The organism is Thiobacillus denitrificans, assembly GCF_001530125.1.
Classification (GTDB): domain Bacteria; phylum Pseudomonadota; class Gammaproteobacteria; order Burkholderiales; family Thiobacillaceae; genus Thiobacillus; species Thiobacillus denitrificans_C.
Map to the genome: position 1 here is coordinate 187,232 of NZ_LDUG01000021.1, position 13,042 is coordinate 200,273.

General features: G+C 63.3%; 10 protein-coding genes. 1 reads left to right on the forward strand and 9 read right to left on the reverse strand.

Annotated elements, in window-relative coordinates:
• Window positions 1-59: 59 nt before the first annotated feature.
• Window positions 60-1,301, reverse strand: coding sequence for a pyridoxal phosphate-dependent aminotransferase (locus tag ABW22_RS09110; protein ID WP_059755201.1), 1,242 nt, complete (start codon window positions 1,299-1,301; stop codon window positions 60-62).
• 154 nt (window positions 1,302-1,455) lie between these two features.
• On the opposite strand from ABW22_RS09110, the gene ABW22_RS09115 reads away from it, so the two are divergent.
• Entirely contained in the window at window positions 1,456-1,866 is a 411-nt protein-coding gene (locus tag ABW22_RS09115; RefSeq protein WP_059755204.1) for an Mth938-like domain-containing protein, read from the forward strand.
• Between the two features lie 529 nt (window positions 1,867-2,395).
• Here the strand turns inward: ABW22_RS09115 and ABW22_RS09120 are convergent.
• The 8 genes from ABW22_RS09120 to ABW22_RS09155 all read right to left on the reverse strand — a co-directional run.
• On the reverse strand, window positions 2,396-4,558 hold the full coding sequence (locus ABW22_RS09120) for a hypothetical protein (RefSeq protein WP_059755207.1): 2,163 nt from the start codon (window positions 4,556-4,558) through the stop codon (window positions 2,396-2,398).
• A complete protein-coding gene (locus ABW22_RS09125; RefSeq protein WP_059755211.1) occupies window positions 4,555-4,740 on the reverse strand; it encodes a hypothetical protein in 186 nt (61 codons plus the stop codon). The genes ABW22_RS09120 and ABW22_RS09125 overlap by 4 nt, the downstream gene beginning before the upstream one ends.
• Window positions 4,737-4,943 carry a hypothetical protein gene (locus ABW22_RS09130; protein ID WP_059755215.1) on the reverse strand — a complete coding sequence of 69 codons (207 nt, stop codon included), beginning with the start codon at window positions 4,941-4,943 and terminating at the stop codon, window positions 4,737-4,739. Before ABW22_RS09130 ends, ABW22_RS09125 begins: the two co-directional genes overlap by 4 nt.
• A 1-nt stretch (window position 4,944) precedes the next feature.
• On the reverse strand, window positions 4,945-5,742 hold the full coding sequence (locus tag ABW22_RS09135; protein ID WP_059755218.1) for a phage BR0599 family protein: 798 nt from the start codon (window positions 5,740-5,742) through the stop codon (window positions 4,945-4,947).
• Window positions 5,739-7,430: a hypothetical protein gene (locus tag ABW22_RS09140; protein ID WP_059755221.1), complete on the reverse strand. Its 1,692-nt coding sequence runs from the start codon at window positions 7,428-7,430 to the stop codon at window positions 5,739-5,741. Before ABW22_RS09140 ends, ABW22_RS09135 begins: the two co-directional genes overlap by 4 nt.
• Complete coding sequence (locus ABW22_RS17045) at window positions 7,431-8,537, reverse strand: hypothetical protein (RefSeq protein WP_059755224.1); 1,107 nt, start codon at window positions 8,535-8,537, stop codon at window positions 7,431-7,433.
• 12 nt (window positions 8,538-8,549) lie between these two features.
• Window positions 8,550-9,995: a hypothetical protein gene (locus tag ABW22_RS09150; protein WP_059755227.1), complete on the reverse strand. Its 1,446-nt coding sequence runs from the start codon at window positions 9,993-9,995 to the stop codon at window positions 8,550-8,552.
• Between the two features lies 1 nt (window position 9,996).
• Window positions 9,997-13,042 (reverse strand): tape measure protein (locus ABW22_RS09155; protein ID WP_157648586.1); only part of this gene is annotated, 3,046 nt, incomplete at its 5' end.

Consider the following 13,042-nt stretch of genomic DNA (forward strand, 5'->3'; position numbering starts at 1 on the left):
GTGTCTCTGTGTCTCTGTGTCTCTGTGTCTCTGTGGTGAAATGCATTTTCATACAGTTCTTAACGATGCGCGCGCTGGCGATCGAGAAAGCGGCTGATGCGTGAAATCGCCTCGGTCAAATCTTCTTCGTGCGGCAGGAACACCACGCGGATGTGGTCGGGATGCGGCCAGTTGAAGCCGCTGCCCTGCACCACCAGCACGCGCTCCTCTTCCAGCAGGTTGAGGATGAACTTCTGGTCGTTGCTGATGTGATACAGCTTGGGGTCGAGCCGCGGGAACAGGTACATCGCCGCCTTGGGTTTGACACATGTCACACCGGGAATCAGGGTCAGCAGCTCGTGCGCCAGGTCGCGCTGGCGCGTCAGCCGCCCGCTCGGCGCGACCAGGTCGTTGATGCTCTGGTAGCCGCCCAGCGCGGTCTGGATCGCATACTGCCCCGGCACGTTGGAACACAGGCGCATCGACGCCAGCATGTTGAGGCCTTCCAGATAATCCCGGGCGTGACGCTTGTCGCCCGACACGATCAGCCAGCCCGAGCGGTAGCCGCAGGCGCGGTAGTTTTTCGACAGGCCGTTGAAGGTGACGATCAGCACATCCTCGGCCAGCGAGCCGATCGAGGTATGCACCACGCCGTCGAACAGCACCTTGTCGTAGATCTCGTCGGCATACACGATCAACTGGTGCTGGCGTGCGATCTCCAGGATTTCCAGCAGCAGCTCGGTCGGATACAGCGCGCCGGTCGGGTTGTTGGGGTTGATGATGACGATGGCGCGCGTGCTGGAAGTGATCTTGGCGCGGATGTCGTCCAGATCGGGCAGCCAGCCGGCGCCCTCGTCGCACAGGTAGTGGCGCGGCTTGCCGCCGCCGAGGCTCACCGCCGCCGTCCACAGCGGGTAGTCGGGCGCCGGCACCAGCACCTCGTCGCCGTTGTTCAAGAGCGCCTGCATCGCCATCACGATCAGCTCGGAGGCGCCGTTGCCGATGAAGATATCGTCGATCTGCACCCCGGGGATGCCCTTGCGCTGGGTCTCGTGCATGATCGCCTTGCGCGCCGAGAACAGCCCCTTGGAATCGCTGTAGCCCGAGGCGTTCGGCAGGTTCAGGATCACATCCTGCACGATTTCTTCCGGTGCTTCGAAGCCGAACGGCGCCGGGTTGCCGATGTTCAGCTTGATGATGCGATGGCCCTCTTCCTCCATCTGCCGCGCGCGCGCCATCACCGGGCCGCGGATGTCGTAGCAGACGTTGTCGAGCTTCGACGATTTGCGGAGGGTGCGTAAGCATGGCGTGTCAGCCGTCACAATATTTTCCCGGTGGGCAAAAGAAAAAACAGGGCAACAATCAAGGCAAAACAATGCCTTGGAAAGCGCGCGATTTTACCGGAGCCGCCCTGCCCCGGCAAACGCCGTTGCGGCAGGCACACCGGGATTTCATTGAATCTGCTATGGTTTCATCATGAAACTGCACCTAAACAACGACGCCAATCAGCGGCTGTTCACCGGCTATGGCGACGATCACGTCCTCATCAACGGCCATCGCCACGAATCCAGCCTGCTGCTGACCCCGCGCGGCGTCGAGATTGCCCCCTGGGCCGGCCTCGGTTTCGAGGCGATGACCGCCGCCCATTTCGAGTGGGTCGCGCTGCGCGAACTGGATATCCTGCTGCTGGGCACCGGCACCCGGCTGCGCTTCCCCCACCCTTCGCTGACGCGGGCGCTGACGGAATCCCGCATCGGGCTGGAAGTGATGGACATCGGCGCGCTCTGCCGCACCTACAACATTCTGATCGCCGAAGGCCGCAACGTCGGCGCGGCGGTGCTGATCGAGCCGGGTGGCCGCCCGGCTCACGCTGGCGAAGCAGAATAAAATGACTTTGACCAGGCGACGGTCGCCATCGCCCCAAAACAAAAAGCCCCGAAAAAATCGGGGCTTTTTGTTTGCATGACGCAGTGTTCGGGCTGGTGGGCAGTACAGGGCTTGAACCTGTGACCTCCGCCGTGTGAAGGCGTGTGAACGGTCCAGGCGAGCCGCAAACCCGCGCCGCTGCGTGAGCTGATGAGCGTGAACGGGTGTAAATCGGCAGTGTTTTACACCGGGATTGCACAGGGCGATTTAACGGGCCGCTGTGCTGTTCTATTTTTTGGATGTGCGCAGTATAGGCCACCCCGAGAACGCCTCACTTCGCCAATTCTGGCGGGCCAGTTTTCCTAGAACGCGAACCCCAGCCGCAGCCGGGCATCAACCCCGCCCGAATCCGCAGGTCCCTGGTTCGAGCCCAGGTCGGGGAGCCAATAAATACGGGGCATTCAGACGAATGCCCCGTTTCATTTCTCAGGCTTATTAGACAGAATAGTAGACAGGTATCTACTATTTCACACCCCACGGGCGGTTTTTATCAACTCCACGCAAACGGCACCACCTGCAGCTGCCAGCTCAGATACCCATCGCGCACCGATTCGATCTCGATTCGGATATTCGCAGGCGCAGTTCCGCCGTTGTCGGTGGCGGCCTGGGCTGCGGTGTAAATCTGGCTGGTGCCGGTAAGCGCACTATAGGTGCGAATCAGGGTGCCGCCAGTCTGGGCGTTATAGATGCGGACGGTGTATGTAGTGCCGACCTCGGGGCCGATGTTGGCCTCGGACTGCTCGACGAGGTAGGCGGTTTGCAGGCGGCGGTCGCGGTGCGCCCAGGTGATGGTGAGGTCGCCGGTGGCGGTAGTGGGATAGCTGACGGTGTTGATCAGGACCTTGCCGGGGGCATAGGGGCGGATGAAGCGCTGCGCCATGACGACGCTGTCGGCTGGGGCGGCGGCTTCGAGCAGGTTGCCGAGGCCGGTACGGGTGAGCAGTTTGGCGTTTACAGTCTGGCCGCTGCTCCATTCGGTCGGGTCGAGCGCCTTGAAATCATCGGCGAAGTGGATCACCACGCCATCCGCGTGCGGGGCAGGCACGGTATCCAGCACGCCGCGCTTGACGGTGACGGCGCTGCTGCTGACTGCCACGATCTTGACCAGCTCGCCATCGATGTGCGCCCAGGTATCAGGCTCGACAAAACCCAGATCCACCCCGCTGGTGATCGAAAATGCGGTATCGGTGCGCCCCACCGCACCCACCAGCACGGCGGTCGGGCTGAACGCACCGGCAGCGCGGTCGACATAGGCGGCCGCACCGGTACGGGTATTGAGCCGGTATTCATAGGCATCGCCGCTGGGGCGGTTGCCGGTGGCCAGCAAAATGCCGTTGAGCGGGTCGACGGCATCGATCAGGGCGTCCGAATCGGAGAGCAGCTCGCGCGCCACGACCCAGTAGGGCGCTTCCATTGCCAGCCGTTGCGGGCTGGGCGCGGGGGCGCTGACCGGATTGGCCCAGCCGCTTGCGCTCGGCACGCCAATCACGGTGCTGGCGGCCTTGAACACGTCCTGCATCACCACCAGGGTGATTTTTCCGCTGGTGAGTGTGCCGTAGTCGATCTCGGCTACGCGCACCACCATGTCCGCAATCCCAAGCGGCGGCCATTGCAGGCGGTAAAGTTTGCCGATATGGGCATCGTAAACGGTGCGGTTGCAGATGATCTCGCCGCGTGCCAGCGGCGCCGCCAGGGTGCGCAGTTCGCGCAGCGCGATCTTGCTGGCGATGGTGTCGTTGGGGATGCCCTGATAGTCACGCACCACCGGCACGCTGCCGCCGCCCTGCATTTCCTGGATGGCGATGTCCTGCACTGTCACGCTGGCGGCCGCGCCGGTTGCCTGATCCTCGTATTTGACCTGTACCTCGCTGGTCAGCTCGCCCGGCAGCGGCTGGCTGAAGCCATCGACGCGCAGGATGTTGGAGGCGTCCAGAATCGGCAGGCTGGCGATGGTGTAATCATCCCGCGCCAGCCTCAGCGTGAGCTGGCCGGTGGCCGGGTCGGGGTACAGGCTGCCGTCGATGTGCTGCAGGATTTCGCCGATGAATTCCTCTGTTGGGCGCTCGTCCTCCCAATAGAAACTCAGCATCAGGCCCTCGGCATACAGGGCGGCGGCCACCGCGGTAAAGCTGGCCACATTGATGTCGGATGAGGCCGCGCGGATGCTGAACTCGGGCAGTGTGAGCAGCTCATAGATCATGTGCGCCGGGTTCAGGTTGTCGCCGATGGCCGCCTTGGCCGGGTAAAACCCGCCGTTGATGCGGCTGGCGTAAATGCTCCAGGGCTTGATGTAGGGCGACATCGCGCTCACCATCGGGCGGCGCAGCACCAGCCCCAGCAGGCCACGGAACGCCGGCACCGGCATGCCGGTCAGCACGGCCGCCAGATAGGTGTTCACGCCCTGCGCGATGCCGCCGAACTCGATGTCGATGTCGCCGACAATGCCGCCCTCCTTGTCCTCGCCGCCGAACAGATCGGGCTGGTTGATGCTGATGGTGGCGTTGCTGGTGATGTTGCCGCTCCAGGCTTCCTTCTCGCCCACCTTGATCTTCTTGACCGCGGTGACCGGATTGGCCGAGGGAGACAGGCCGTACACATGGTGCATGCCGATGTAGTAGCGAAAGCCGACGGTCTGCTTGCTGCCAAAGCTCATTTCTTATCCTTGATATGGTCGATCAGCCGCAGCGCCATCGCGTCGCCGGTGGCCAGCAACACATCGGCATCGATGCCGTCGCGTACGAATACCGCCCAGTCCAGTCCCATGCGGGCAAACCAGCGGCGCGCGCCCCGGGCGCAGTAGCCCAGCTCATCCATGTGGCTGCGGGTGATGATCACTTCTTGATCGGCGTGGTGGCCACGTCGCCCCACCAGTAAACATGCGGGCCCTTGATCCAGCGCGAGCCGAACAGCACGCCCAGCTTGCGGCCTTCCTGCACCGTGGGGATCTCGACTTTGCCCGGTTTGGCCTGCGGCGGTTTCGGCGTCAGCAGGTAGCTGATGACAGCCGAAATAACGAATAGGATAAGTTGAACCCACATATTAGAAGGCGCTGTCTCCGGTGAAGGGATTTTTCTTCGGCCACCACGGCGCGCCACCGTTGTTGAGGATGTTGCCGAACTTGATATTGCAGGTCCCCGGCGTATGGTCGCAGCCCGGATACACCACAAACCCGGCGTTTTGCGCCAGCCCGGGGATGCCGGACGACAGCGTTACCGTATCGGTCGCGTCGGCGATGATGAAGCGCAGCACGCCATCCAGCACAATCTTGCCGCCCACCCACCAGCCGTTGGGCTGGGTGGCGAATACGCCGGAAGTGACCACCGCGCCGGTATGGCTCAACAGCGTGCCGGCTGCAGAAAAGCTCGCCCCGGCCACGTTGCAGCCGATTTCGTATAGCGCATGCGGGCACTGCCGCTGCGCCGGGCGGTGCAGGCCAATGCGGCGCACCGAGGTGCCGCGCGGATCGCAACTGATGATCGCCTCGCTGCCGGCGAAGCGCACACCCTTGACACGGCCCTTCCACCACTGCTGAACCTCGCCATCGCTGCGATGGCGGCGATAAACGGTCAGCGCGATCACGCCGATCAGCGGGCTGGCCATGCTGTCGGCCACAAACGGCAGATCGCGCGCGGTGTTGATCTCCAGTCCGGCCTTGGCCAGCTCCTGCGTCTGGCGAAACGCGCTGCGCTTGAGCGGCCAGGGCTCGTAGGTTTCACCGGCGTAGACGAACGCCGCGTCGGCGCTGGTATACAGCCACTTGCGCGTGCCCTGGCTAAACCGGTACAGCTCGACCGGCTGGCCGCCGTGAGTACTGGTCTCAACCGCTGCATAGGTCATTGCGGCAAGCTCCTCAACATCGTTGAGCACTCGGCGACGCCGAGGTGCTGCCAGTCGATCTCGATGGCGTCGCCATCCAGCCGGGTCAGGTGCATGAAACGCACCGACTCGATATCGGCGGGTTGCAGGGTGACGCCCAGCGCGCTGTCAATCGCCAGATCCTCGCTGCCGGCGTCGATCTCGGACGATGCGGTGATGCTACGGTAGTACAGCGTCCCGCTGGTGGTGCGGATGACGATGTGGCGCCGGTCGGCTCGGCCGTTGAGGTATCTTGCATAGCCGATGTTGCGCACGGTGATAGTCGTGGCGCTGGCGCCGATGGCGGTGAGCACTTCCATGTCCACCGCCTGCGAAATCGACCAGAACGGCACCCGCCGCCCGGCGCGGGCCGCCAGCCATCCGCGAAACGCCACGATCTCGGCGCGGTTTTTGAATAGCCAGTGCCAGCTTTTCAGGATCGCCGCCAGGCCGGACAGATCATCCACCCAGGCATGGCTGGTTTCGTAGTCCAGCTCGTCCACCTGGCGCACGAATTCCACCTCGGTCGGATCGGCCCAGTTGGTGCGGCCTGCATAGACATAGTAGCCAGCGTACAGGTCGCCGCTGTCGGCAGCGACGATGGCCACGTTGTCGTCGAACGAGAACTCAACCCCGCCGCTCAGGTGGTGCCCGGTTTCGCGGGTAAATTTCTGGCGCGGCGGCATGCGGCCAAGGAGGATCGGGTAGAGCCGGGTGCCGGCCGGCCACGCGGCCACGGTGGCGGTCTTGAGCGTGAGCGATGCCCCGCCGACGCTGGCGACCTCGACCGCCTCGTGCCGGTCGTGCGCTGCCCACAGCAGCGCCAGGCCATCGGCGGCAAACTCATAGTCGCTGGTCGTTGCAGGGATGGCCAGGCTGCCGGCGGCGAGGTCGGCCGCCAGATTCTGCGCATCGGTCCATACCGGCACCGCCCACAGCCGCGCCTGCCAGCCCAGTAGCATGGTTTCCAGTACATTGGTCTGATGCCGGTCGAGCGTCGCCAGATCGTAGGCCAGCGCGCGGCGCGGCGCATCGCGCAAGCCCACCCGCTGCTCGATGCCGCCCTGGGCGAGCATCACATCGGTCAGCCAGTTGAGTTTTTCCGTCACCGGCGCGGCCCAGTTCGGCGCATGGCCGAATATCACCACGCGGCGGCCGGTGACGGCCAGCGTGGGCGATTCCAGCGGAAACGCAAACGTGTAGAGCGCCCCGATGGTGGCCGGGCCTTCGGTCGCCACCGTAACCGAATAGGTGCGCTCCTCGAGCGGGGCGAAGGTGGTGGGGGCGACGATGCCCGATTCGGTCAGCCCGACGGTGCCGGATTCGCCGATGCTGGCCAGCGCCTGGCTGGTGAAATAGGCGTTCCACACCGTCACCTGGCGCGTTTGAACTGACAGCAGATTGCCGATGTTGAGCACCGCAGGCGCGACATGGACGCGGTTGTAAAAATCGTCGAAGTAGCTGCGTGCGATGGCGCCGGACTTGGCATAGGGCGTGGTCGAGACCGGCAGATTGCTGGCGAGCAGCGCGGCGCCTGGGCTGGGTACGGCGGCCCAATAAACGAGATTGTTGATCCACGTGGCGGCGTAATCGTCCAGATCGCCGGTGAGATAGAGCCGGTCGTAGCCGTAAACCGAGGATGCGGCGAGAAAGCCGGTGAGCAGCGCCATTTACGGTCCCTGGTAGCGAATCGCCCAGCCGAAGGTGCCGGTGTGGTTGATGTAGTTGCCGCCGTTGCGTGCAGTCACGTTCTTGCGGTACCACGGGAAAACTTTCCACTTGTCAGACCCGATAATCAGAATATCGCCCGGCGTGAAATTGTCGATGCGGAAATGCCGTGCGTTTGCCAGATCGGCAATCAGGCTGGATTTATAAGATGGGCGCGCTTTAAAGCAGCGCAACGGTAAAAGCACAGACTCGCTATTCCACACACTCGGCTGTAAAGTAATCAATGTAGTCGAATGTAGGATTCCGATCGGAAAATCAAGGATCGAACCGTTATATGTCCATCCATGCGCGTCCAAGCCGCTGTTTACCCACGCATTGTTAGAAATTATGTATCCGCCATATTGCGTTTTCCAGAACGCTGCAGCGGTAGTTGAATAACTGCCACCACCAGTCTGGGCAATCTCAATTGCGTCTGCGGCACTTGAAATGCCAAACACGCCGATGGTCGCCGCGCACCATCCACCCTGCCCGATCAGTCCCGGCACGGTGCTTTTGCCGAACGCCATCCACTGATAGGCATCGACGTCGTAATTGGCAACCATGTATAGTTCCTGGGCGAATCCGAACACCTCGTAATTGCAAGGGAATGAAATCTCGCGTGTCGGGTAGCCGCTTAACTCGTAAATACGCCCGATCGACACGACGCCCGGCGCAGGGTTTAAAACGGCGTTGCTCTCGCAGCCGAGGCAGATGATGTTGATCGCCGTCTCCGAGATTTTGAAAAATACGCCCGCCTTGGACAGCACCCCCCCGACGGTGGTAATGGTGGTGCTGGCGACGGTCTGGGACACACTGACGGTGTAAGTCCCGACGCCGCCGGTTCCGGTGCCGAGGGCGGTGATCGTGGTCCCGGCTGTGATGCCGGTGCCGCTGATCACCTCGCCAATCGACAACGACCCCGCCGCAACAGCGCTGACCGTCAGGGTCGTGCCGCTGATCGAGCCGGTAACGGATGTGGACACCAGCGCCCATCCGTCGGCCTGGGCATGGGTGAGCAGGTTGGTGCGCAGGGCGGAGAGGCTGGCGGCGGTGCCGGAGTAATAGGCCATGTTGTGATTCCTTTAAACGTCGAGCCGCAGCGCGTAGTAGTCGGCATGGCCGGTGCGCGCCACGCTCTGCATTACCACGTAGGTCACGCCGCCGATCACGAGGGTGTTTTCCACAGCGCTGTTGAAACCGCTGACGTGAAAAATGCCGTCGAGCTGGCCGTACAGGTTGGCGCTGTTGTCGTGCAACTCCACCGGCAGCAGCGGGTACTGGCCCTCGGTGTCGCGCGCCTGTAGTTGCGCGGCGGCGCTCGAATTCCCGGTGATGTAGGTATTCCCCCACGGATAGCAGTACATGTTGACATACCCGCCCGGCGTGCGTAGCTGCCCGCGCGCGCTGGCGCCGCGCAAATAGAAATCGTGGGTGATTTCGCTGAACCGCGTGGCCGCCGCGCCGACCAGCATGCCGCCGGCGACGACCGGGTAGGGAAACTGGCTGGGCCGCGAATAGGGCAGCATCTTGCCCAGGTACAGATGCTCGTACACCGGCGTGCCAACTTTCATCGCCAGGGCGATGCGCTGGCCGTTCATCGTCAACCAGTAGTCGATGCGGTTATTGTGCGCCGGGCAGCCCACCAGCGCCGCGCCGGGCTGGGTATCGAATGTGTTGCCAGCGATATACCCAGTAAACACGCCCGCCAGCAGGTTGTAGTAATCCGCGCCGACGTCGTGATAGGTGCGGATGCCCCAGTAGATTTCCTGCAACCCATCCAGCCCCTTGGCTTTCATGATTAACTCATGCCCGCTGAGCGTGCCGTCGACCGTGGTATAGCGCAGCACATCGTAGGCAATGCCCGCCGCCGCCGCCGGGCCTTGTGTGACGGGGAGCGTGAACGTATCGTTCACCGCGTAATCGGTCGCGCCGTCGTTGATCGTGAACTTGATACGCGCGACGCTGTACGCCACGCCGACCGTGGCCGCTACCTGCGCCCCGGACACCGACCCGCTGACGCTGAACGTGCCGCCGTTCGCCGCCGCTGCGGTACAGGTCAGCGTCCAGGTTTCGGTCACGCTGGTCGGGCTCGCCTCGACGCCGGTGAGCGTGCCGGTGCCGGTGCGGGCGGCGACAGTGACAGGGACGGTGAAGGTGTCGTTCAGGGCGTAATCGGTCGCGCCGTCGTTGATCGTGAATTTGATTCGCGCGGCGCTGTACGCCACGCCCACGGTAGCCGCCGCCATCGCGCCGGACACGCTGCCCGACACGCTGAAGGTGCCGCCGTTCACCGCCGCTGCGGTGCATGTCAGCGTCCAGGTTTCTGTCACCGCGCCGGGCTCGACGGCTACGATGCCGGTCAGCGTGCCGGTACCGGTGCGGGTGCCGCCGATGGCTCCGATCCTGGCGCTGCCGGTGGCCCCGAGGTCGCCAAATCCGCCGCAAAACTGCCGTATCGCCGCGAGCATGGCGTAGTGCGCCAGCGGAAATGCGCCGAGATTATCAACGAATGAAACGCGATTCGGCATCTCAGCCCCCCACCGCGCCGGGATTTCGCTGGATGATGTTGAGGATGGCGCGCTCACCGGCGCGTGTGTTCATGAAGCCGCTCATTGCAGAATCCAGATCAAAATAGTTGTGGATGCGGGTATTGGCGTTGACCGACGGCGCCGCGCCAGCTGCGGGCAGGTTCACCGCGCCGCCGTCGGCGTAGCCCCAGCGCGGCATGCGTGGAATGAAGCCGCCCGATGCGATGCGGTGCATATTGTCAAGCGCCGACAACCCAAGACGCCGCACCGCATCCTTGCTGAACACGTACTCGCCGCCGTGCACCACGCCCTTGGGCTCATATTTGCCGCCGTCGCCGGTATAGCCGCCGTCGGCGTAGTTGCTGGCGAAGATGGAAATCAAACTGGAAATAAATCCGCCCGTGCTACTGCTGCCACCACCGCCACTACCGCCCGATGAAAACAGCCCGGAAATAGACGAAGCCAGCGACTTGAACAGGCTGGAAATTGTGCTGCCAATGCCCGAGAAAATCCCCTTGATGCTCTCGAACAGCCCGCCGAACAGACTGGTCGTGTCGCCCAAGACGCCTTCGCCGCTTTTAGCGCCGGTCAAACCGGCCAGTGGCCCCTTGCTCACGTCCTGAACATACACCGCGCTGGCGATGGTGCCGCCGTCGCGCTTGCCGCCGAAGCCAAGTGTGCCGGCAATATTCAACACCCCTTCCTTGCCGCCCAGCAGGCCGAGGAATCCCTCGGTCAGGCTGCCGGCCAGCGCGTTCGCCAGCGCGTTGCGAATGGTGTCGACCAGATTTTTCAGCGCGCCGGCGAATCCGCCTTCGCCCGTCGCCACCGCATTCAGGCCATCTGCGAACGCGCGCTGTACCCCTTCCTGCACGCTCTTGTAAACGTCATCCTGCTGACGCTGCAGTTCTTTGGCGGCGTCTTTATCTTTCGCCGCCTGATTGATTTGGGCCTGCAATTCCAGCAGCCGATTCACATCGGTAATGCCGAGTTTTTTGGCCTCCAGCAACAACAACTCTTTTTCGCGTTCCTCGGTATTGAGCTTGGCCAACCGCGCTTCCTGCTCCAGCCCGGCGATGAACTCGGCCTGCGTTTTAAACTTGGCTGCGCCCAGCGCAGCCAGCTCAGCCGTCGTGGCCTGGTTCAGATTCAGTATCTTGTCGCCCGCCGACAGGATGCGCGCCTCCACCAGCGCCAGCTCGGCCAGCGCCTGCGTGCGCTCCGATCCCTTCGCGCCCGGCGTGACAGCCGCAGCTCGCAACGCCGCCTGCTGGTCCTGCAGCGCTGCCAGCTCGTTGCGCAGCCCCTCTTCATTCAGCAGCGCCTTGGCGCGGATGAAAGTTTCCTCATCGATCAATTCCGCCTTGCGGCGCTGGTCGATAATTTCCTTGCGAGCAGCCAGACTGTCGCTCAAGCCAAGCGCCTCTGCCTCGGCGCGGGCCTTGTCCAATGCCTCCTGCGCTTTCAGCAGGGCTTCGGCTTCGCGCTGGGCGGCGGAAAGCGCGCCTTTATCGGGCTTGTCGCCAGTGGATCCCGGGGCGGCTGTTTTGGGTTTGGCTTTGTCGAGTTGTTCTTTCTGCTTGACCGCCTCTGCGTAAAACCGCCCCGCACGCTGCAAATCGCTCAGTGCGGTCTTGATGTCGGTATCGGCTGAATCCAGAGTAGACAGGCTGACATTCTTGCCAGCAAGCGCCGCGCGCGCCTTCAGCGCACCCTCATAAGCCACTTTCAGTCGCTGTGCATTACCAGCCGCCGCTGCCACCGCCGCATCGCCGGCCAGTCCGCCGGCGTTGAATTGCAGGATGGACTGGTTCAGCGTTTTTCGGAGTCCGCCCAGCTTCTCCGTTGCCGCATCCAGCGCGTCCGTCGCCTTCTCGCGGAAAATCAGCCAGGCGGCGCCAGCAGCCAGAATCGCCGCGCCAATACCCACCGGCCCACCCAGCAGCGCCAGCAGGATGCGTGCCGCGCCGCCGACTCCGGTGATCGCAGCGCCTGCCGCCACGGTGCGGGTTGCCACAGCCGCCCAGGCAAGCTCGACCCCCTGCACCGCCTTGGCAATCCTGAATCCGGCGTACAAAACCGCAATCTTCGCAATCGCATCGCGGTGCTCGATAGCGAAACGGGTGGCCGTGCCCAGAATCCGCGCAATATCCGAAACCACCTGCGCGAAATCCTTGGCGAAGGCCTGCAATTCGCCGGTGTCAGCCATCTCGCGTAGCTTGTCGGTGAGCGTGGTGATTTCCGCGCCCAGCACATCCAGCAGGCCCGCTTTTGCGATGGTGTCCCTGAAGTCGAACAGGGTATTCGACAACCGCACCGTTTGCGCCTGAAACGACTGCGTGGCGGCCAGCAGCCCGGATTGCGACATGCGCTCCAGTTCCTTGGCGAATGCCACCATTGCCGTCGCCGAATCGACCAGCCCGCCTTTCAGATCCTTGTTGAGTTTTTGTTCGGTGATACCGAGCGCATTGGCCAGGATGCGGAACGCGCCCGGGATGTGTTCCGCTAATTGTCCCCTTATTTCTTCTGCCTGCAGCTGGCCCTTCGACAGGGCCTGGGTGATGGCAGTGAACGATCGCTCCACCGTATAGTTCTGCGCACCCAGCACCCGCATGGCGCTGGAAATGCCGGTGAAGATGGCGCGGGTTTTTTCGCCCTCGATCGCTGTGCCTTGGGTGGCCGCCGCCAGTTTGGAAAATCCGTCCGCCGCTTCCAGGATCGGCAGCGCCAGGCGCTCCGCCTCGGCCCGCACAAAGGCCAGATCGCCCGCCGCCTTGGCTGTGTCGCCGCCCGCCGCGAACTGGAACTTGGCTTCCAGCCGCTGCGATGCAATGCCGGTATTGATGACCGCGCCGATGCCCTTGAACGCCGCAGCGACACCTACCGCCTGCAACGCAATCGACTTCAACTGTCCCCCCATCCCCTGCGCCGCCGACTGCCCGCCGCGGCCGAAGTTGCGCGCCGCGGTCAGCGCGTTGTCGAATGCCCGCTTGGATTGCGCGGCGGCGGCGTTGATTTCGACCAGCTTCGCCGCCATGTTGCCGCGC